The organism is Mycobacterium sp. UM_CSW (assembly GCF_000455205.1).
GTDB lineage: Bacteria > Actinomycetota > Actinomycetes > Mycobacteriales > Mycobacteriaceae > Mycobacterium.
The window spans coordinates 74,093-94,453 of sequence record NZ_AUWQ01000055.1 but is presented as its reverse complement, the minus strand read 5'-3'; the positions used below and the strand labels follow the sequence as shown (position 1 = coordinate 94,453).

Annotated in this window: 17 protein-coding genes; 9 read left to right on the top strand and 8 right to left on the bottom strand. The window is 68.9% G+C overall.

Annotated features, from left to right (window positions below):
• Positions 1-142: 142 nt before the first annotated feature.
• A complete protein-coding gene (locus N415_RS19195) occupies positions 143-2,266 on the top strand; it encodes an acyl-CoA dehydrogenase (RefSeq protein WP_068185424.1) in 2,124 nt (707 codons plus the stop codon).
• A gap of 104 nt (positions 2,267-2,370) precedes the next feature.
• Positions 2,371-3,240, top strand: coding sequence for a hypothetical protein (locus N415_RS19190; protein WP_068185594.1), 870 nt, complete (start codon positions 2,371-2,373; stop codon positions 3,238-3,240).
• 58 nt (positions 3,241-3,298) lie between these two features.
• On the opposite strand, the gene N415_RS19185 is transcribed toward N415_RS19190, so the two are convergent.
• Positions 3,299-3,832, bottom strand: coding sequence for a hypothetical protein (locus N415_RS19185; protein WP_068185421.1), 534 nt, complete (start codon positions 3,830-3,832; stop codon positions 3,299-3,301).
• A gap of 28 nt (positions 3,833-3,860) precedes the next feature.
• Complete coding sequence (locus tag N415_RS19180; protein WP_068185419.1) at positions 3,861-4,943, bottom strand: ferredoxin--NADP reductase; 1,083 nt, start codon at positions 4,941-4,943, stop codon at positions 3,861-3,863.
• Between the two features lie 148 nt (positions 4,944-5,091).
• Here N415_RS19180 and hsaA point away from each other — a divergent pair, with 148 nt between their 5' ends.
• The 5 genes from hsaA to N415_RS19155 are packed head-to-tail and all read left to right on the top strand — an operon-like array spanning position 5,092 to position 9,518.
• Positions 5,092-6,276: a 3-hydroxy-9,10-secoandrosta-1,3,5(10)-triene-9,17-dione monooxygenase oxygenase subunit gene (gene hsaA, locus N415_RS19175; protein ID WP_068105642.1), complete on the top strand. Its 1,185-nt coding sequence runs from the start codon at positions 5,092-5,094 to the stop codon at positions 6,274-6,276.
• Positions 6,276-7,154 (top strand): 4,5:9,10-diseco-3-hydroxy-5,9,17-trioxoandrosta-1(10),2-diene-4-oate hydrolase, encoded by an 879-nt coding sequence (hsaD, locus tag N415_RS19170; RefSeq protein ID WP_068185417.1) that lies wholly within the window; start codon positions 6,276-6,278, stop codon positions 7,152-7,154. The genes hsaA and hsaD overlap by 1 nt, the downstream gene beginning before the upstream one ends.
• Complete coding sequence (gene hsaC, locus N415_RS19165; protein ID WP_068185414.1) at positions 7,151-8,053, top strand: iron-dependent extradiol dioxygenase HsaC; 903 nt, start codon at positions 7,151-7,153, stop codon at positions 8,051-8,053. Before hsaD ends, hsaC begins: the two co-directional genes overlap by 4 nt.
• Positions 8,054-8,065: 12 nt before the next feature.
• Positions 8,066-8,629 (top strand): 3-hydroxy-9,10-secoandrosta-1,3,5(10)-triene-9,17-dione monooxygenase reductase subunit, encoded by a 564-nt coding sequence (hsaB, locus tag N415_RS19160; protein WP_068185412.1) that lies wholly within the window; start codon positions 8,066-8,068, stop codon positions 8,627-8,629.
• A gap of 58 nt (positions 8,630-8,687) precedes the next feature.
• Positions 8,688-9,518: a CHAD domain-containing protein gene (locus tag N415_RS19155; protein WP_081665356.1), complete on the top strand. Its 831-nt coding sequence runs from the start codon at positions 8,688-8,690 to the stop codon at positions 9,516-9,518.
• Positions 9,519-9,581: 63 nt separating this feature from the next.
• Here the strand turns inward: N415_RS19155 and N415_RS19150 are convergent, their stop codons facing one another.
• Together N415_RS19150 and N415_RS19145 are read right to left on the bottom strand one after the other, a co-directional pair.
• Positions 9,582-10,025, bottom strand: coding sequence for a hypothetical protein (locus tag N415_RS19150; RefSeq protein ID WP_068185409.1), 444 nt, complete (start codon positions 10,023-10,025; stop codon positions 9,582-9,584).
• Positions 10,026-10,123: 98 nt separating this feature from the next.
• Positions 10,124-13,204, bottom strand: coding sequence for a serine/threonine-protein kinase (locus N415_RS19145; protein ID WP_068185406.1), 3,081 nt, complete (start codon positions 13,202-13,204; stop codon positions 10,124-10,126).
• Positions 13,205-13,382: 178 nt separating this feature from the next.
• Between N415_RS19145 and N415_RS19140 the strand changes: the two genes are divergently transcribed.
• Positions 13,383-14,213 (top strand): arylamine N-acetyltransferase, encoded by an 831-nt coding sequence (locus N415_RS19140; RefSeq protein WP_068185404.1) that lies wholly within the window; start codon positions 13,383-13,385, stop codon positions 14,211-14,213.
• 105 nt (positions 14,214-14,318) lie between these two features.
• Positions 14,319-16,178, top strand: coding sequence for a fatty acyl-AMP ligase (locus N415_RS19135; RefSeq protein WP_068185400.1), 1,860 nt, complete (start codon positions 14,319-14,321; stop codon positions 16,176-16,178).
• Here the strand turns inward: N415_RS19135 and N415_RS19130 are convergent.
• From N415_RS19130 to N415_RS19115, 4 genes are read right to left on the bottom strand one after another with little or no spacing between them, the layout of a single operon-like run.
• Positions 16,168-17,337 carry a pyridoxal phosphate-dependent aminotransferase gene (locus N415_RS19130; RefSeq protein WP_068185397.1) on the bottom strand — a complete coding sequence of 390 codons (1,170 nt, stop codon included), beginning with the start codon at positions 17,335-17,337 and terminating at the stop codon, positions 16,168-16,170. The two genes, N415_RS19135 and N415_RS19130, sit on opposite strands and share 11 nt — an antisense overlap.
• The gene (locus tag N415_RS19125; RefSeq protein WP_152531474.1) at positions 17,334-18,287 is read right to left on the bottom strand and encodes an acyl-CoA dehydrogenase family protein; all 954 of its coding nucleotides are present in this window, start codon (positions 18,285-18,287) and stop codon (positions 17,334-17,336) included. Before N415_RS19125 ends, N415_RS19130 begins: the two co-directional genes overlap by 4 nt.
• Complete coding sequence (locus tag N415_RS19120; protein WP_068185390.1) at positions 18,284-19,228, bottom strand: acyl-CoA dehydrogenase family protein; 945 nt, start codon at positions 19,226-19,228, stop codon at positions 18,284-18,286. The genes N415_RS19125 and N415_RS19120 overlap by 4 nt, the downstream gene beginning before the upstream one ends.
• Positions 19,228-20,361, bottom strand: coding sequence for an acyl-CoA dehydrogenase family protein (locus tag N415_RS19115; RefSeq protein ID WP_068185387.1), 1,134 nt, complete (start codon positions 20,359-20,361; stop codon positions 19,228-19,230). Before N415_RS19115 ends, N415_RS19120 begins: the two co-directional genes overlap by 1 nt.

Sequence of the window (20,361 nt, the reverse complement as noted above, 5' to 3'; positions counted from 1 at the left end):
CGCAGCAGGGACAACGACGTGTACTGCTGTAATGGCGTTCGACTTGACGCTCGATCGCTGGCACTATTAGAACACGTTCTAGTGGGCTTTCAGTAGTCAGAGCGCCCCGTCATCCCGAACCAAGCAGGCGGAGGACCAGAGGGTGGTAGCGACCGTCACCGACGAGCAGTTCGCCGCGCGTGCGCTGGTGCGCGACTGGGCGCGTAATTCGACGTCGGGACCGGGCGGGACGGCGGCGATCCGCCAGGTCGAGCAGGGTAACCCCGACGCGTGGCGGCCGGTCTTCGCGGGCCTGGCCGACCTGGGGCTGTTCGGGGTCGCGATCCCGGAGGACCGCGGCGGGGCGGGCGGCAGCATCGAGGATCTGTGCGCGATGGTCGAGGAAGCGGCCAAGGCGCTGGTCGCCGGGCCGGTTGCCACCACGGCCCTGGCCACCCTTGTCGTCGAGGACCCCGAATTGCTGGCCGCCCTGGCCGCCGGGGAGCGTTTCGCCGGGTTGGCGCTGGAAGGCGAGGTGCGGTTCGACAGCCAGACGTCACGCGCGTCGGGCACGCTGCCGTGGGCGCTGGGCGCCGCGGAAGGCGCCGTCGTGCTCCTGCCCGCCGACGGGAAGTGGCTGCTCGTCGACACCGGCGCCGAGGGTGTGGAACTAGAGCCGCTGCAGGCCGCCGACTTCTCCCGGCCGCTGGCCCGGGTGGTGCTGACGTCGGCGCCGGTCACGGTCGTCGCGGATTCGGAGCAACGGGTCGAGGAGCTGGCCGCGACCGTCCTGGCGGCCGAGGCCGCCGGCATCACCCGGTGGTCGCTGGACACCGCGGTCGCGTACGCCAAGGTGCGCGAGCAGTTCGGCAAGCCGATCGGCAGCTTCCAGGCCGTCAAACACCTGTGTGCGGAGATGCTGTGCCGCGCCGAGCAGGCCGAGGTGGTGGCCGCCGACGCCGCCCGGGCCGCCGCCGAGCCCGATCCGGCCCAGTTCTCGATCGCCGCGGCCCTGGCCGCGAGCACCGGCATCGCCGCCGCGAAGGCCAACGTGAAGGACTGCATTCAGGTGCTCGGCGGCATCGGCTGCACCTGGGAGCACGACGCGCACCTATACCTGCGCCGGGCGCATGCCATCGGGCGGTTCTTGGGTGGCGCCGAGCGTTGGTTGCGCCGCATCACCGAGCTGACGCAGGCGGGGGTGCGACGCCGCCTGGGAATCGATCTCTCCGAGGTCGAGGGGCTGCGACCCGAGATCGCGGCGGCCGTCGCCGAGGTGGCCGCGCTGCCCGAAGAAAAGCGGCAGGTGGCGCTGGCCGAGGCCGGCCTGCAGGCGCCGCACTGGCCGCCGCCGTACGGGCGCGGCGCGTCCCCGGCCGAGCAGCTGTTGATCGACCAGGAGATGGCGGCGGCCGGCGTGGTGCGCCCCGACCTGGTGATCGGCTGGTGGGCGGCGCCGACCATCCTCGAGCACGGCACGCCCGAACAGGTCGAGCGCTTCGTGCCGGCCACCCTGCGCGGCGAATTCCTCTGGTGCCAACTGTTTTCCGAGCCGGGGGCCGGCTCGGATCTGGCGTCGCTGCGCACCAAGGCCGTCCGTGGCGAGGGCGGCTGGCTGCTCACCGGGCAGAAGGTGTGGACGTCCGCCGCGCACAAGGCGCGGTGGGGCGTGTGCCTGGCGCGCACCGACCCTGAGGCCCCGAAGCACAAGGGCATCACTTACTTCCTGGTGGACATGAAATCGCCGGGCCTCGAGATCCGGCCGCTGCGTGAGATCACCGGCGACTCGCTGTTCAACGAGGTCTTCCTGGACAACGTGTTCGTCCCCGACGAGATGGTGGTCGGCGCGGTGAACGACGGCTGGCGGCTGGCCCGCACCACCCTGGCCAACGAGCGGATCGCGATGGCCTCCGGCACAGCGCTGGGCAACCCGATGGAAGAACTGCTCAGAGTGCTGGCGGAGATCGACTTGGACGTGTCTCAGCAAGACAAGCTTGGCCGTTTACTCGCCACTGCCGCGGTCGGCGCGCTGCTGGACCAGCGCATCGCCCAGCTCGCGGTCGGGGGCCAGGACCCCGGCGCGCAGTCCAGCGTGCGCAAGCTCATCGGCGTCCGCTACCGGCAGGCGTTGGCCGAATACGCGATGGACGTCGCGGAGGGCGGCGGCCTGGTCCGCAACCGAGCGGTCTTCGACTTCCTCAACACCCGCTGCCTCACCATCGCCGGCGGGACCGAGCAGATCCTGCTCACCGTCGCCGCGGAGCGGCTTCTCGGCCTGCCTCGGTAGGCGCCCATTTCGTCGAGCCTGTAATTCTGCAGGCCGCTACTCGCACTTTGGCTGCGGATTTACAGGCTCGGCGAGTTGTCGGTGCCATGGGCGACCATTCGGCCATGGCCGGGGTGTTGATCGGCAGCGAAGCCGTCGCGCGGGGAGTTATAACGCGGCACGAACTGCAACGTTGGTATGATCCCATTTTCCCGGGAGTGTATACCGCACGGGGTCAACAACTTTCGTTGCGGCACAGGACCGAGGTGGCGTGGTTGTGGTCGCGGCGCCGGGCGGTCGTCGCGGGCGTCGCGGCGTCGGCGTTACATGGCGCCAATTGGGTCGACGCCGACATCCCGATCGAGTTGGTGTGGTCGAACACGCGGCCACCGCGGGGGATAGTCGCGCGTGAGCAGCTGTTGTCCGACGACGAAATCACCCGCGTCGTGGGATTGCCTGTGACGACTCCCGCGCGAACGGCCTACGACCTGGGCCGGTATCTGCCGCGCGGGCAGGCGGTCGCCCGCCTCGACGCGCTGATGCGTGCAAAGCCGTTCTCGATCGAGGACGTGCTGCTGCTCGCCAAGCGCTACGCCGGCGCCCGCGGGATACGACGGCTGCGGTCCGCGCTGTCTCTCGTCGACGGCGGCGCCGCCTCGCCGAAGGAGACCTGGCTGCGGCTCCTGCTCATCGACGCGGGCTTTCCCACGCCGATCACCCAGATACCGGTGGTCGAGGGCTACCGGTATTTCGCCGTGCTCGACATGGGCTGGCCGGAGTTCGGCGTGGCCGCCGAGTATGACGGCGACCAACACCGCAGCGATCGGCGTCGGTACGTCAACGATCAGCGGCGACTACGAAAGCTCGCCGAAACGGGCTGGATTGTTGTTCGCGTGATCGCCGAGGACGAGCCCGGGGACATCATCGAGCGCGTCAGGCGGGCACTGCTGGCTCGAGGCTGGCGGCCTAGCTCGCCCGCTTCGCCGGGCCTGTAATTCTGCAGGCCGCTACTCGCACTTTGTCTGCAGATTTTCAGGTTCGGCGATGGGGAACCTAAGAGAACGTGGTCTGCGCGCAGGTGCTGGGCGAGGTGATGTTGACCCCGCCGTAGACCACCTGGATGTGGGTGCAGAGGATCACGCTGATATCGGTCTTGGACTGGCCCGTCTGCCAGTCTGCGGAGTCGATGCGGCCGGACGTCTGGTACTTGTCCGGCGGCCCCTCCCCGAAGTAGACGGTGGTGATCTCGTCGGAGCCCATCGCCTTATGGACCCTTTCGAATTGGCCGTTGGCGTGGGTGTCCAGGTAGGCCAGCCGGTTCGGTGACCGAACCTCGGTCGTCTGGCGGGCCCACAGGCCCGGCGGGAACCCGGTCACGCCGTCGGGCGTGCGGGTATCCGCGCCGACGGTGAAGTCGCAGTGGCCGTCGGCCCTGATGCAGTTGAGGAAGGCGTGCGTCTCGAGCTGGTTGGGGCCGTCCAGCGGGAACAGGCTGGTGGCCTCGTTGCTCGCGGCCGACGCGGCGGGACTGGGCAGGAACGTCAGCATGGCCCCGACGACCGCAAATCCCGGTAATAGCCGCTTCATCGTCGCCCCCTTCCGGTTCGCTACGCGCCTATTCGTCGTAGGTGACTTCCACCGAATCAGATTCGGGGCGAGATTGACAGGCCAAAATCAGGCCGTCGTCGAGGTCCTGTTGTTCCAGGACGTCGTTCACCTCCATGTTGACCTTGCCGCCGCGCAGCGTGCAGGCGCACGCGCCGCAGTGCCCCTCCCGGCACGAAAAGGGGGCGTCGAGGCCCTTGGCGAGCAGGACGTCGAGCAGCTTGGCGTTGCGCGGCCACGACACGGTGTGCGTCTCACCGTCCAGCTCCACCACCGCGGTGGCCGGGGGCTGATCTCCCTCGGCCGTGTCCTCGATCTTGACCGCCGCGAACGGATCTGACTCCAGCGACTTGAACACCTCGATATGCACTTGCGCCGCAGGCACTTTCAGCTCCTCCAGCGCGACGCGCGCGGCGTCCATGAAAGGGCCTGGCCCACAGATGAATACGGGCCGGTCGGTGTAGGGGGCGGCGAGCTTCGCGAGCGACGTCGCGCCGGGCAGCCCCTGCAGCGATTCAAGCCAGTGCACCACCGTGAGCCGCTCGGGATACTTCGCCGACAGCTCGCGCAGCGCCTCGGCGAAGATGACCGAGCGGTCGTCGCGGTTGGCGTAGAGCAGCGTCACCTGACCGCTGCCCTCGGCGAGCGCCGACTTGCAGATCGACATGATCGGGGTGATCCCGCTGCCGGCGGCCATAAGCAGGAAGTCGTCGTCGAGGGTCTTGGGCACGAAGTTGCCCGACGGCGCCAGCACGTGGATGCGCATGCCCGCCTGCGCGTGTTCGCAGAGCCAGTTGGACGCGTACCCGTCCGCGGTGCGCTTGACCGTGACCGTGAGCGCGTCGTCGGTGAACGGCGAGCTGCACAGCGAGTAGCAGCGCGCCACCGACCCGGTGCGCTCGCTCGGAACCCGCAGCGTCAGGAACTGGCCCGGCGCGTACCGCAGCCGCTCGGGCGGGATGCCCGGGTCGCCGGGCGCGTCCGGCACGGCGAACACCAGCGACCGCGCCTCGTCGGTCTCGGCGATCACCTCGGCGATCTGCAGTTCGAGGACGTGGTCACCCAGCGGTTCGTCGGGAATCGCTTCCGTCAAGCCCCGTCCCTTCCTTTCGACACAACTAGAACATGTTACAGAAAAGCGGATATATACCGCTACCAGCCGCAGGAATACCCTGCTCGACACGAATCGGAACGTGTTCTAGTCTTCTGTGTTAAGTCCGTACTCTCGGGAGGCAACGTAAGTGACGTCCATTCAACAGCGTGACGCGCAGTCGGTGTTAACGGCCATCGATGATCTGCTGCCGCGGATTCGGGAGCGCGCCCAGGCGACGGAGGACTTGCGCCGGCTGCCCGACGAGACGGTCCAGGAGCTCGAGGACATCGGTTTCTTCACCCTGTTGCAGCCCGAGCAATGGGGTGGGCTGCAGTGCGATCCCACGCTCTTCTACGAGGCCGTGCGCCGGCTGGCGAGCGCGTGTGGGTCGACCGGCTGGGTGAGCTCGATCATCGGCGTGCACAACTGGCACCTGGCGCTGTTCGACCAGCAGGCCCAGGAGGAGGTCTGGGGCGAGGACACCAAGACGCGGATCTCGTCGTCGTACGCCCCGATGGGCGCCGGCGTCGTCACCGACGGCGGCTACCTGGTGAACGGCTCGTGGAACTGGTCGTCGGGCTGCGATCACGCGACGTGGACGTTCGTCGGCGGCCCGGTCATCAAGGACGGCCGGCCGGTGGACTTCGGCAGCTTCCTCATCCCGCGCAGCGAGTACCGCATCGACGACGTGTGGCACGTCGTCGGGCTGAAGGGCACCGGCAGCAACACCCTGGTGGTCAAGGACGTCTTCGTGCCGCGGCACCGGTTCCTGTCCTACAAGGCGATGAACGACGGCACCGCAGGGGGATACGCGACCAACACCGCCCCCGTTTACAAGATGCCTTGGGGCACAATGCATCCCACCACCATCTCGGCGCCGATCGTCGGCATGGCCTACGGCGCGTACGACGCGCACGTCGAGCACCAGGGCAAGCGGGTGCGCGCGGCGTTCGCCGGCGAGAAGGCCAAGGACGACCCGTTCGCCAAGGTCCGCATCGCCGAGGCGGCCAGCGACATCGACGCTGCGTGGCGCCAGCTGTCCGGGAACGTCGCCGACGAGTACGCGCTGCTGGCCGCGGGCAAGGAGATCCCGTTCGAGCTGCGGGCCCGCGCCCGCCGCGATCAGGTGCGCGCCACCGGGCGCTCGATCGCCGCGATCGACCGGCTGTTCGAGGCGTCCGGCGCCACCGCGTTGGCCAATGACCAACCGGTGCAACGGTTCTGGCGCGACGCGCACGCCGGCCGGGTGCACGCCGCTAACGACCCCGAGCGCGCCTACGTGATCTTCGGGAACAACGAGTTCGGGCTGCCGCCCGGCGACACGATGGTCTGATGACCACAACGACGGGGGAGCTCACGTTCGAGTCCACCTCGCGCTTCGCCGAGGTCGACGTCGACGGGCCGCTGAAGCTGCACTACCACGAGGCCGGAACCGGCAACGATCAGACGGTGGTGCTGCTGCACGGCGGCGGGCCGGGCGCGTCCAGCTGGACCAACTTCTCACGCAACATCGCGGTGCTCGCCGAGCATTTCCACGTGCTGGCCGTCGATCAGCCCGGCTACGGGCACTCCGACAAACGCGCCGAGCACGGGCAGTTCAACCGTTACGCCGCCCGGGCGCTCAACGGGCTCTTCGACCAGCTGGGCCTGGGACGCGTTCCGCTGGTGGGCAATTCGCTGGGCGGGGGCACCGCGGTGCGGTTCGCCCTCGACTACCCCGACCGCGCCGGGCGGCTGGTGCTGATGGGCCCCGGCGGGTTGAGCGTGAACCTGTTCGCGCCCGACCCCACCGAGGGAGTCAAACGGCTGGGCAAGTTCTCCGTCGAACCCACCCGGGAGAACCTGGAGGCGTTCCTGCGCGTGATGGTCTACGACCAGAAGCTGATCACCCCCGAGCTGATCGATCAGCGCTTCGCATTGGCCAGCACGCCGGAATCGCTGACCGCGACCCGCGCGATGGGAATGTCGTTCGCTGGGGCCGACTTTGAGCTCGGCATGATGTGGCGCGAGGTGTACCAGCTGCGCCAGCCGGTGCTGCTGATCTGGGGGCGTGAGGACCGGGTCAACCCGCTGGACGGCGCGCTGGTCGCGCTGAAGACGATTCCGCGTGCGCAGCTCCACGTTTTCGGGCAATGTGGGCACTGGGCGCAGGTGGAGAAGTTCGACGAATTCAACAAGCTGACCATTGATTTCCTGGGAGGCGGACGATGAGTATCCGGTCGCTGGGCTACCTGCGCATCGAGGCCACCGACATGGCCGCCTGGCGCGAGTATGGCCTGAAGGTGCTGGGCATGGTCGAAGGTAAGGGCGGCACCGAGGGTGCGCTCTACCTGCGCATGGACGATTTCCCGGCGCGGCTGGTCATCGTGCCCGGGGAGCACGACCGGCTCTCAGAGGCCGGCTTTGAATGCGCCAACGCCGAAGGGCTGCAAGACATCCGGAATCGGCTCGACGTGGAGGGCACGCCGTATAAGGAGGCCACCGCGGCCGAACTCGCGGACCGCCGGGTGGACGAGATGATCCGCTTCTCCGACCCGTCGGGCAACTGCCTCGAGGTGTTCCACGGGGCCGCGCTGGAACACCGCCGCGTGGTCAGCCCGTACGGGCACAAGTTCGTCACCGGGGAGCAGGGCCTGGGGCACGTGGTGCTGACCACCCGCGACGACGACGAGACGTTGCACTTCTACCGTGACGTGCTGGGTTTCAAGCTGCGCGACTCCATGCGCCTGCCGCCGCAGGTGGTCGGCCGGCCCGCGGACGCGGCACCGGTCTGGCTGCGGTTCCTGGGCTGCAACCCGCGCCACCACAGCCTCGCCTTCATGCCCGGGCAGACGCCCAGCGGCATCGTGCACCTGATGGTGGAGGTGGAAAACGCCGACGACGTTGGCCTGTGTCTGGACCGGGCGCTGCGCCGCAAGGTGCCGATGTCGGCCACGCTGGGTCGCCACGTCAACGACCTGATGTTGTCGTTCTACATGAAGACGCCCGGCGGGTTCGACGTCGAATTCGGCTGCGAGGGTCGGCAAGTGGCGGACGACGACTGGATCGCCCGGGAGAGCACCGCCGTGAGCCTGTGGGGCCACGACTTCACGGTTGGCTTCCGAGCCTAGCCCGAGGCAACTATGTCGGCACAGATCGATCCGCGGGCCTTCCGGCAGGTGCTGGGTCAGTTCTGCACCGGGATCACCATCATCACCACCGTGCACGACGACGTGCCGATCGGCTTCGCCTGCCAGTCCTTCGCGGCGCTGTCCCTGGACCCGCCGCTGGTGCTGTTCTGCCCGACGAAGGTGTCGCGGTCCTGGAAGGCCATCGAGGCCAGCGGCCGGTTCTGCGTCAACGTGCTGACCGAAAAGCAGAAGGACGTCTCGGCCCGGTTCGGCTCGAAGGAGCCCGACAAGTTCGCCGGGATCGACTGGCACCCTTCGGAATTGGGTTCGCCGATCATCGACCGGTCGCTGGCCTACATCGATTGCACGGTGGCGTCCGTGCACGACGGCGGGGACCACTTCGTGGTGTTCGGTTCCGTGCAATCTCTTTCGGAGGCTCCCAAGATCAAGCCGCGGCCGCTGCTGTTCTATCGCGGTGACTACACCGGCATCGAGCCGGACAAGACGACGCCCGCCCAATGGCGCGATGACCTGGAGGCTTTCCTCACCACGACCACCCAGGACACCTGGCTGTAGGTCCTCGCGCAGCGACCCCATGTTTGGCGCCCGCCGCCTTGCGGGCATCCGATGAGGTATGCGCTCATCAGCCAGCCGAGCGTTGACGGATTATCTCAACGCCCAAATCGACGAGATAGAAAACGGCGACGAGGAGTTGCGCCACGGCGGTGGCGAGGACCCCGTGCACGACACCCGCGTGGCGATCCGGCGGTTGCGGAGCACCTTGCGCGTCTTCGCCAAACTGCTGGACCGGCAGCAGATCGGCGACGCCGACGAGGAACTCAAATGGTTCGCGGCGCTGCTCGGCGACGTTCGCGATTGCGAGGTCCAGGAACGCCGCTTCGCTGAGGCGCTGGACGGCATGCCCGACGAGCTGATTCTCGGTCCCGTCCGGTCGCGGATCCGCAACGACCTGCAGGCGATCGAGCTCCCCGCCCGCGCCCGGCTCGACGAGGCGATGGACTCCGACCGTTACCGCGCGCTGCTGACCGTGCTGCGCGATTGGCGCTACGAACCGCCCGTCGCGCAACAGATCTCGGCCGCGGCGCTGCGCAAGCGGGCCCGGCGCGCGGAGCGCAAGGCGGATCGGCGGCTGGCCGAGGCGCTCGGATCCGACGACAACGAACTGCTGCATCGAGCGCGCAAGGCCGCCAAGCGCGCCCGCTATGCGGCCGAGCTGCGCAATCCCCTGGACAAGCGAGCCAAGCGGACCGTCAAGCACTACAAGCGGATTCAAAGCCTGCTCGGCGACCACCAAGACACCGTTGTCGCCACCCAGACACTTCGGCAGATGGCGTTGGCCGCGGGAACGACCGTGGGGGAGAACGGCTTCAGCTACGGCATGCTGTACGCGCGCGAACAGCAACGCGCCCGCCAGTGCCGGGAAGACGCCTTACAGCTGGTGTAGACGACCGCGCCCGGTGGCCCGCTGAGGGGGCGGGCCACCGGGACTGGCCGGCCGGCCCGGGGCTTAGGCGCGGTGGTGCCTGGTCGCTTCCGCGTTGGTCTCCCGTGACGTGTCATGCCGCGCTTCGTCGCGGCCCTCGGCGGGCGTTTCATGCGCCTCGGTACGGGTCTGCGGGTCGATGTTCTCGGCGCGCTTCAACTGGTCCTGGAGTTCCTCGCGTGACGCCGCCGCGTCGCTGTGATGACTGGCCGCGCGTTCCTGCAACCTGGCGGCTTCGGCGGCCTTGGCTTCGGCTTCGGCCTGCGCGGCCCGCGCCTTGGCGGCCGTTTCATCGGCAAGGGCTTGCCGCTTCTCGGCCCGGGTCGTGGTGACCCTGGCCTGTTCGCGAATCTCCTCGGCCTGCCGCACGCGCCGGCGGCGCGCCGCCGCCCTGGCGGCAAAGATCACGGCGGCAATCACGAGAACCGCCGCCACGGCGATCACAATCCACATGGTGCTCGTATTCATAGGGGGCTCCGTCGGTTCGTCTGGGTAGCTGCTGCAGCCCGTCCGTACCGGGGTCCCCATATTTGACAGGAATAAAACAACCGGGTATCCGCCGGTGGCTACCGGAAGTCGAGCGCCTCGACCGTCGCGATGGGGCCCTCGTGGGTCGGCCGATTCGCCCCGCCGATGCAGTAGACGGTGTTGCCAACCGTCGCCACCACCTCGGCGTGGCGCGCGGTCGGCATGGGGGCCAACGTGGTCCATTTGCCGTCGGCGATCTCGTACATCTCGACCACGTTCAGCACCATCGTCGGCTCCTCGCCACCGACCACCACGATGCGCCCGTCGATGTACGTGGCGCCGTAGCTTCCGCGCGGCGTCGGCATGCCCACCAACCTCGTCCACGACCCGGATACCGGATCGAAGCGTTCCAGCGCCGCGGAGTTCTTGTCGGCGGAAAGGAACCTGCCGCCGATGGCGTACACGTAGGTGCCGTCCGACACCGCGGCCAGGTGTTCGCGCGCGGTGGGCATGTCGGGGGCATCGGTCCACGAACTTCCGTCGAAGACCTCGGTCTGGGGGACCAGCTGCTTGGCGTTCTGCCCGCCGACGACGACGAGCTTGTCGCCGGCCACCGCCGCCGCCGGCGCCGCCCGGGCGTGCCTGAGGCTGGGCAGCTCCACCCAGTTGCCGCCGCGCAGCGCGAAGACCCGGTTGGACCCGTCCGCGATGTTGTCGCTGGCGCCCCCGAGCACCACAACCTCGCCGCGGTAGGTCGCCGCGGCCGCATGGTGCAGCGGGATGGGCAACGGGGGCCCGGTCTCCCAGGCGCCGGTGCGCGGCTCGTAGCTCTCGACCGTCGTGAGGGCGACACCCTCCCGCAGGCCGCCCATGATCCAGATCTTGTCGCCCAGCACGGTCCACGCCATCATCAGCCGCGGGGTCGGCGCGTCGGGCAGGGAACGCCATTGCGACGCGGGCTGGATCTCGCGGGGCGGCAGCTTCAGCGATTCGGCCTCCGAAATAACCTGGCTGTCCCCGACGGCCGTCGACCCGCCGATCGCGTACACGGACTTCTCCACCGCGGCGACGGCCATCCCGTGTCGCGCCGTCGCCATGTCCGGTAGGGCGTCCCAGTGCCTCGTCATGAGGTCGAACACCGAGACGCTCTTGAGAACCCGTCCTCCCGACGCGCCCCCGACGGCGACCAGCCGCCCGTCGGCGATGGCCACGCCGAGGTCGCTGCGGGACTGGGGAAGCGCCGGCATTGTCGCCCAGGTTTTCGCGGCCGGGTCGTACGCCTCGACCATCGTCAGGTCGGAGTCGCCGGTGGTTCCCCCGACCGCATACACCAGCTTGCCGTCCGAGGCTGCGGCCAGCATCTGGCGCGGGGTCGGTATGGGGGCGCCCAGGCTCCAGGAGTTGCCGTCGAAGACCTCGGTGGTGCTCAGCAGGGCCCCGCCGGCGTCGACCCCGCCGGTGACGACGAGGCGGTCTCCGACCACCGCCGCGGCCGCGGCGGCCCTGGGCGCCAACAGGTGTGGCAGTTCGACCCACCGGCTGTTGACCACCCGCCAAACCTGGTCGCTGGCAACCTTTTTGCCGTTGACGGTCTTCCAGCCGCCGAGGACGACCGGGTTACCCTGCCAGGTCACGGCCATCGCGTGTTGCAGCGCCACCGGCAGATCGTCGCCGCCCTTCCATTCGTCGATGGCGGGGTCGTAGCCCTCGTGCTTGGTCGTGGGGTTGCCGTCGCTTCGGATGCCGCCGAAGACCCAGATCGTGCCGTCGGCCTGGGTGGTGGCGACCGCATCGCGCGCGACGCGGGCGTTGGTGATCGGCTTCCAGGCAAGGGGCGCCTGGGTCGGCGGGGCGGCGGTCTTGTGAGTGCCGTTGTCGGGCCGCAGCCACAGGAATACGGCACCCACGACCAACAGCGCCACGACGGCTGCCGCCAGGGCGACGCGACTGCGCCTCTTTCCCGGTTGGGCGAACCACTCCCGGATTCGCAGCGCTAAGGGCTTGCGCCATGGGGGCGGCGCCGGAGGCTGTTCGGGACCGCTCGGCGCGCTCGGCGGGCCGCCGGACGACGTCTGCGGCTGCGTTTCCGCGGCGTGCCCGCTGCGCAGGACGCTGGCCGCCGCGGAAAACTCATCATGACCGGAGGGGCCCGACGGGGTGGGCGGCGTGGCCGCGACCGCGTCGTCCCGGGCGTCCGGCGCCCCGATCGGCGAGGTCGGGCGCGTTTCCCCGCCATTGGGGGAGGGGGAGGGGACGGCGTCGACGGCCGCTCGACCCTGCCCGCCGATCGCCATCGCATCGGGTTTGAGGCCGTTGACGCGCTGCGCGGCCTGCAGCTCGCGACCGAATTCTTCGGCCGAGGCTGGCCGGTCGGCCGGGTCGAGCGACATCGCCCTCTCGATCGCCGAGCACACGGCGTCCGGGATTCCCTCGGGGCGCAGATCCGGGACGCCGGTCGTGCTGATCCGCAGGTACTGCGCGATCAGGTCCTCACCCTTCCTGCGCTCGTGGGGCGCGTTGCCGACGATGAGCGCATAAAGGGTGGCGCCGAGCGAGTACATGTCGGCCGCAACCGTCGCCGGACTGCCGGTCATCACCTCCGGCGCCGTGTAGTCGATGGTGCCGGAGAAGAACCCGGTCGCCGTCTCGTAACCGCCCTCGATGTGGGCGATGCCGAAATCGCTCAACTGCGGTTCGCCGTAGTCGTTGATCAATATGTTGGCCGGCTTGATGTCGCGGTGCAGCGTTCCGGTCCGGTGCGCGGTTTCCAATGCGCCGCAAAGCTTTACACCGATGCGCAGGGCGTCGGGCCAGGACAGGGGTCCCTCGCGGCGCAACCGGACCGCCAGCGAATCCGCGGCGTGGTAGGGCATGACGATGTACGGCCTGTTGCTGGTGGTCACCCCGACCCGCAGGATGTTGACGATGTTGGGGTGCCCGGACAGCCCGCCCATCGCGTAGCCCTCGCGCAGGAACCGTTCCCGGCTCTCCTCGTCCATGTGCGACGGCAGCAGCTTCACCGCGACGCTGCGGCCCAGCGCCGTCTCGTAACAGCGGTAGATCACTCCGGCCCCGCCCCGGGCCACCTGCTGCGCATCCTCAAATCCGGCGGCCGCCAGCTCCGCGGCGATCCCGCCGGATACCGACGCCACGCCGTCGGACCTGGGTTCTTCGGGCATTCCTGGCCGCTTAACCTCCCGTACATACAGCTCAGAGAGCTCAAGAGTATCGCCCGTGACCTCGCCGGAGTGTCTTTCGGCGACCATCGTTATCAAGCCAAGACGTGGCGGCCAACCGCACGAGGATGCAACGGTTTGGCACGAGCCTTCGAGGGGATGCTCGGGCCAGAATGGCGATATGACGTTGGATCTGAAGGGGTATTTCGAACGCATCGATTTTCAAGGCGTTGCCGAGCCGACGCTCGACGCGCTGCAGGCGCTGGTGAGCGCTCACACCCGCGCGATCCCGTTCGAGAACCTCGATCCGCTGATGGGAACGCCAGTCGATGACCTCGGCCCAGATGCCCTGACCGACAAGCTGGTTCACCGACGCCGCGGCGGCTATTGCTACGAGCAGAACGGACTGATGGGTTATGTGCTGTCGGAACTCGGCTTTCGGGTGCGGCGACTGGCGGGCCGGGTGATCTGGATGCTCCCGCCCGACGCGCCGTTCCCGGCGCAGACCCACACTGTGCTCGCGGTGACCTTCCCCGGTTCCCAGGGGTCTTACCTCGTCGACGTCGGCTTCGGCGGGCAGACACCGACCTCCCCGATCCGGATCGAGACCGGCAACGTCCAACAGACCACGCTCGAGCCGTACCGACTGGAAGACCGCGGCGACGGACTGGTGCTGCAGGCGCAGATCCGCGGCGAATGGGCGCCGCTGTATGAGTTCACCACGCGCACCGCGCCGGCGATCGACCTCAAGGTCGGCAGCTGGTTCGTCTCGACCCACCCGTCGTCGCACTTCGTGACCGGCCTGACGGCCGCGCGGGTCACCGACGGCGCCCGATGGAACCTGGCCGGGCGACACCTGACCGTCCACCGCGCCGACGGCAGCGAGAAAACCCTGCTGGACGACGCGGCCGCCGTCGTCGACGCCCTCGCCGAACGGTTCGGCATCAATGTGGCCGATCTGGGTGATCGCGGCACGCTCGAGGCCCGCCTCGACAAGGTCCTCGGGCCCTGACGTCGATTTCCACGTGATCCGCCGCGCGCCCATTGTTCGACGTGACGACCGCCATACCCCCGCAAATGCGGCGAATAATAAGAGCGTCTATTAACCTGTCCCAACGTGAGTCGGGATCGCGGGTCGGCCGGTGTTGTCGGGGCTGCCTCGGGCAGTGTCGACGCTGACGCTGTCCCGAGCGGCGGGATTGTGGTGCCTGAGGGTGTCACCCTGACCTCGAATTTCGACCACAACCGGGCCTTGTTGGGTGACAGTCCGGCCTACCGCTTCATCGACTATTCGCAGGACCAAGACGGGCGGATCCTCGAACTCAGCTGGAACGAGCTGTGGTCGCGCGTCTGCGCCATTGGCGCCCGGTTGCAGCAGGTCACCCAGCCCGGGGACCGGGTGGCGATCCTGGCGCCCCAGGGCCTGGATTACGTGGCGGGTTTCTTCGCCGCTGTCCACGCGGGCAATGTCGCGATTCCCCTCTTCGCGCCGACGTTGGCGGGGCACGGCGAGCGGTTGGCGGCCGTTCTGGCCGACGGTCGGCCCGCCGCGGTCCTGACCACCACCGCGGCGGCCGAATCGGTGCGGACCTTTATCCGGACTCTGCCCGCGAACGAGCGGCCACGGATGATCGCGGTCGACGCGGTGCCCGCCAGTCTCGCCGAGACCTTCACCGACCCCGTCCGGGACACCGACGACCTCGCCTACCTGCAGTACACATCGGGCTCGACCCGCACGCCGGCCGGGGTGGAGATCACCCATCGCGCCGTCTACACCAACGCGATGCAGATGATCCTGCACGGCGGGCTGAACACCGACGTCCAATGCGTGAGCTGGCTACCGCTGTATCACGACATGGGACTGATGATGATCGTGTTCACGGCGTATTTCGGGGCGCACGTCGCGCTGATGGATCCGATGGCTTTCCTTCGCCGGCCCTACCGCTGGATGAAGCAATTGGGTATCGCGGCGACCCGCGGCCGGACAATGGCGGCGGCACCGAACTTTGCCTTCGAGTTGACGGCCCAGCGAGGCCTGCCCCCGAAGGGTGAAGACCTCGACCTCAGCAACGTGGTGTGCCTGCTCAACGGGTCCGAGCCCGTGAGCATGTCGGCGATCGAGCAGTTCACCAACGCCTTCGCTCCGTACGGCCTGCCCGCGTCGGTGGTCAAGCCGTCCTACGGGATGGCGGAAGCGACCCTGTCGGTCGCCAGCATCGCCCCGGACGCCGCGGCCAGCGCGATCTTCCTCGACCGCGAGCAGCTCGGCGCCGGCCGCGCCGTGGTCGTCGACCCGACGGCACCGAATGCGCTCTCCCTTGTCTCCTGTGGCCAGCCGATCCTCGAGGAGTGGGCGGTGATCGCCGACCCGGACGGTGCGGAGGTACCCGACGGCACCGTCGGGGAAATCTGGCTGCACGGCAACAACGTCGGCCGCGGATACTTCGGCCGCGAGGAAGAAACGCGACGAGTGTTCGGCAACAAGCTGCAGTCCCGGCTCGAGGTGGGCAGCCACGCCGAGGGCGCTCCGGACAACGGGTCCTGGCTGGCCACCGGCGATCTCGGCGTCTACATCGACGGCGAGCTGTACCTGACGGGCCGGATCAAGGACCTCATCATCATCGACGGCCGCAACCACTACCCGCACGACATCGAAACCACCGTGAGCGAAGCTTCACCGGCGATCCGCACCGGCTACGTCGCCGCGTTTTCCGTTCCGGCCGAGGCGGTTTCAACTCTCACCGGGAGCGGCGGATCGGGCGAGCAGGTGGTCGTCGTCGCCGAGCGCGCCGCCGGCGCGGGCCGCGACTTGGGGCCCATCGCCGACACGGTGCGGGCGGCGATCTCGCGGCATCACCAGATCCGCGTCGCCGATGTGCGCCTGGTGGCCGCCGGGGGCATTCCCCGCACGACGAGCGGCAAGCTCGCCCGTAACGCCTGCCGGGCCGAATACCTCGCCGGGCGGTTCAACCGCTGACGGGCAGCCAGGGGCCGATTCGTTTCAGGGCCTCTTCGATATCGCTGGTGGGTCCGGCGAATGACAGCCGGACGAACGAATTGCCGCGCGCGGTGTCGAAGTCGATGCCCGGCGCGATCGCAACGCCGGTGTCGGCCAACAGCTTTGAGCAGAAACCGATCGAATCGTCGGTGAAGTCCGAGACGTCGGCGTACACGTAGAACGCGCCGTCGGTAGGCGCCAACCGGTCGACGCCGATTCGGCGCAGGCCGTCGAGCAGCAGCGAGCGGTTGATCGCGTAGTGCGCCAGGTTGCCGTCGGCTTCGGCCGTCGCCTCCGGGGTGAACGCGGCCACCGCGGCGAGCTGCGACAGCACCGGCGGGCAGATGGTGAAGTTGCCGGTCAGACAGTCCACCGCGCGGCGCAGCTCCGTCGGCAGCAGGAGCCACCCCAGTCGCCAGCCCGTCATCGCGTAGTACTTGGAAAAGCTGTTGACCACCACCGCATCTCGTGAGGTCTGCCAGGCGCAGCTGGTCTGCGGCGCACCCTCGTAGACCAGCCCGTGGTAGACCTCGTCGCTGATCAGCCGCACCCCGGAGGCCTCGCACCACGACGCGATGGCGGCGAGCTCGGCCGGCGGGATGACCGTCCCGGTGGGATTGGCAGGGCTGGCGACGATCACGCCCTTGATCGGCGGGTCGAGTTCGGCGAGGATCTGCGCGGTCGGCTGAAACCGCGTCTCCGGCCCGCAGGCGATGTCCACGACCTCACATCCCAACGCGGACAGAATGTTTCGATAGCAGGGATAGCCGGGGCTGGCCAGCGCCACCCGATCTCCCACGTCGAAGCACGCCAGGAATGCCAGCAGGAAGCCACCGGAGGAACCCGTGGTCACGACGACCGCGTCGGCATCGACGTCGATCCCGTGTTTGCGTTGGTAGTCCGCCGCGATCGCGGCGCGCAGCTCCGGAATGCCCAGCGCGACGGTGTAACCCAGCTGGTTGAGGTGCAGCGCCGAGGCCGCGGCCGCGCGCACCGGCTCGGGAGCGCCGACGCTGGGCTGGCCCGCCGACAGGTTGACCAGGTCGCCATGGCTGCGCTGGCGCTCCGCGGCGGCCAGCCAGACATCCATCACGTAGAACGGCGGGATGCCGGCGCGCAGCGCGACGCGGTCAATCACGTTGCCAGTACTTCAGATTCCAGCTTGCGCAGCAGCTCTCGCGGCGGGTCGAGCAGGTGCGCGCTGCCGTGGGCGCGTTTGAAGTACAGGTGCATGTCGTGTTCCCAGGTGATCGCGATGCCGCCGTGCAACTGAATACCCTCGGCCGCCACGGCTTTCAGGGCTTCCGTGGCGGCGAGGCGCGCGGTGGCCGCGTTGGTCGGGGTGGGGCCGTCGCACGCGTCGGACACCACGGCCTTCGCCGCGGCGATCGTGACATACAGGTCGGCCATCCGATGCTTGAGCGCCTGGAAGCTGCCGATCGGGCGGCCGAATTGCACCCGGTTCTTGGTGTATTCGACGGTCAGTTCCAGGCAGCGTTCGGCGGCGCCAATCTGCTCGGCCGCCAGCAGGATGGCGGCGATGTCCGCGATGCCAGGGTCATCACCGATGGCTTCGGTCTCCTCCGGTTGCACTCGGGCCAGGCGGCGGGTGGGGTCCATGGTGGCGACGGACTGTGTGCTGAAGCGGGTCCACCGGCTCAGCCCGCCGTCGGCGGCCGCGACGACGACGTTGGCGACGTCACCATTGACCACGAAGTCGGGGTCGAGCACCAGCGCGCCGATCGAACTGCCCTCGGCGAGGCCTTCGAGCGTCTTCGCATCCGGTTCGGCCGCCGCGAGCAACGCCAGCTCCGCCAGCGTCGTGCCTAGCAGGGGAGAGGGAACCAGGCCCCGGCCCAGCTCCTGCAGGACGGCTGCGGCGTCGGCCAATTCGCCGCCCGCGCCGCCCAGCTCCTCGGGGATTACCAGCGCCGCGGCGCCGACCTGTTCACACAGCAGTTGCCACAGCGCCTCGTCGTAGCCGCGGTCCGACTCGATCGCGGCGCGCACCGCCGCCGGGTCCGCGTGCTTGGCGACCAGGGCGGCCACGGTCTCCCGCAGCAGCTCCCGCTCTTCAGTCATGCTCATAGCGCCTCCAGCACTCGGCGGCGATGCGCCTCGGGCGTGCCCCAGGCCGAGCGTAGTGCCTGCACCCGCAGCAGCCACAGCGATAGGTCGTGCTCCTGGGTGAACCCGATGGCGCCGTGGGTTTGCAGCGACGCGCGCGCCGCGAGCAGGGCCGCGTCGGATGCGGCCGCCTTCGCCGCACTCACGTCGCGTGGTTCCAGGCTGAGCGCCGCGCCGTACAGCAGGGGGCGGGCCAGTTCGATCGCGATGTGCACGTCGGCCAGCTTGTGCTTGATCGCCTGATACGAACCGATCACCCGCCCGAACTGGCTGCGTTGCTTGGCGTAGTCGACGGCGCCGTTCAGCAGTGCCTCGGCGGTCCCGACCAGTTGCGCCGCGGTGGCCAGCGCACCAAACTCGTAGGCGCGCTTGACATCCGCGTGCCAGGCGTCGCCGGTCGGCGTGACGTCATAGAGGCGACGGCTGGGGTCGACGGACTGATGCGCCTCTCCCGCTTGGGCTTCGGTGACTCCCTGGTCGGTGGCGAGCAGCACCAGCCCGGCCGTGTCGGCGTCGACCGCGCGCGGCGCGTCGGGGGGGAGCGCGACGGTGGCGATGAGTTCACCGGAAGCCAGGCCCGCGCAGCGCTCGGCCTGATCGTCGGACGCGAGCAGAATCGGTGCGACGGCAATGGATTCGGTTACCGGGCCGGGCACACACCAACGCCCGAGGCGTTCGATCGCGACCACCAGGTCGACGGGATGGGCCTCGATGCCGTCGAATTTCTCCGGCACGGCCAGCGCGGTGACGCCGAGGTTGGCCAGCTGTTCCCACACCTTGCGGCCCGGCGCGGTGTCGCCGGCTGACCACGCTCGGATGGCGCCCGGCAGGTCCGCGGCGCCCAGCGCCGCGTCGATGCTGGCGGAGAAGTCGCGCTGCTGTTCGTCTAGTGCGAAGTCCATTACCTTTTCTCCCGGGGTAGACCCAGCAGACGTTCGGAGATGATGTTGCGCTGAATCTCGTTGGTGCCTGCGTAGATCGGGCCGCCCAGGGCGAACAGCAGCCCGTCGGTCCAGGGTCCGGCCAGCTCGCCGTCGGCGCCGAGGATGTCGAGCGCGGTCTGATGTATCGCCACGTCGAGGTCCGACCAGAACACCTTGGTCACCGACGACTCGGCGCCGAGCTCACCGCCGCCGGCCAGCCTGGTCACTGTGCCGAAGGTCTGCAGGCGGTAGGCCTGCGCGTTGATCCACGCTTGGGCGACCCGGTCGGCGAACCCCGCGGGGCTCCCGCGGTCCTTCCACAGCTGCACCAATCGCTCCGCCGCGGCCAGGAAGCGGGCCGGGCTGCGCAGCGACATGCCGCGCTCGTTGCTGGACGTGCTCATCGCCGCGCGCCAGCCGTCGTTCGGGGTGCCGATCACGTCCTCGTCGGGAACGAAGACGTCGTCGAGGAAGATCTCCCCGAAGCCGGTGTCGCCGCCGAGCTGGACGATGGGGCGCACGGTGACGCCCTGGGCCTTCAGGTCGAACATGAGGTAGGTGAGGCCGTTGTGCCGCTCGGCCGCGGGGTCGGAGCGGAACAGCCCGAATCCCATCTCGGCGAACGGCGCCCGCGAGCTCCAGATCTTCTGGCCGTTGAGCAGCCAGCCGCCGTCGGTCTTGGTGGCGGTGGACCGCAACGAGGCCAGGTCACTGCCGGACTCTGGCTCCGACCAGGCCTGCGCCCAGATCTGTTCGCCGCTGGCCATTTTCGGCAGGATGCGGTCGAGTTGCTCCTTCGTGCCGTGGGCGAACAGCGTCGGGGCCAGCATCGAGGTTCCGTTGGCGCTGGCCCTGCCCGGCGCCCCGGCGCGAAAGTACTCTTCCTCGAACACCACCCAATGCAGCAGCGGCGCGTCGCGGCCCCCGTACTTCTCCGGCCAGGTGATCACCGACAGGCCGGCGTCGAAGAGCACGCGATCCCAAAGCCGGTGCTGCGCGAAGCCTTCGGCGTTGTCGTAGGACTTCGTCGGGATCTTCTCGGCGTTGGCCACCAGGAATTCCCGCACCTCGGCTTGGAAGGCCAGCGTCTCGTCGTCTAATTGCAGATCCAA

Excerpts from the sequence above, each read along its gene's own strand:
- N415_RS19190 (WP_068185594.1), top strand. The coding sequence starts at position 2,371 with ATGGCCGGGGTGTTGATCGGCAGCGAAGCCGTCGCGCGGGGAGTTATA.
- N415_RS19185 (WP_068185421.1), bottom strand. The coding sequence starts at position 3,832 with ATGAAGCGGCTATTACCGGGATTTGCGGTCGTCGGGGCCATGCTGACG.
- hsaD (WP_068185417.1), top strand. The coding sequence starts at position 6,276 with ATGACCACAACGACGGGGGAGCTCACGTTCGAGTCCACCTCGCGCTTC.
- hsaC (WP_068185414.1), top strand. The coding sequence starts at position 7,151 with ATGAGTATCCGGTCGCTGGGCTACCTGCGCATCGAGGCCACCGACATG.
- hsaB (WP_068185412.1), top strand. The coding sequence starts at position 8,066 with ATGTCGGCACAGATCGATCCGCGGGCCTTCCGGCAGGTGCTGGGTCAG.
- N415_RS19155 (WP_081665356.1), top strand. The coding sequence starts at position 8,688 with ATGCGCTCATCAGCCAGCCGAGCGTTGACGGATTATCTCAACGCCCAA.
- N415_RS19150 (WP_068185409.1), bottom strand. The coding sequence starts at position 10,025 with ATGAATACGAGCACCATGTGGATTGTGATCGCCGTGGCGGCGGTTCTC.
- N415_RS19145 (WP_068185406.1), bottom strand. The coding sequence starts at position 13,204 with ATGCCCGAAGAACCCAGGTCCGACGGCGTGGCGTCGGTATCCGGCGGG.
- N415_RS19140 (WP_068185404.1), top strand. The coding sequence starts at position 13,383 with ATGACGTTGGATCTGAAGGGGTATTTCGAACGCATCGATTTTCAAGGC.
- N415_RS19125 (WP_152531474.1), bottom strand. The coding sequence starts at position 18,287 with ATGAGCATGACTGAAGAGCGGGAGCTGCTGCGGGAGACCGTGGCCGCC.
- N415_RS19120 (WP_068185390.1), bottom strand. The coding sequence starts at position 19,228 with ATGGACTTCGCACTAGACGAACAGCAGCGCGACTTCTCCGCCAGCATC.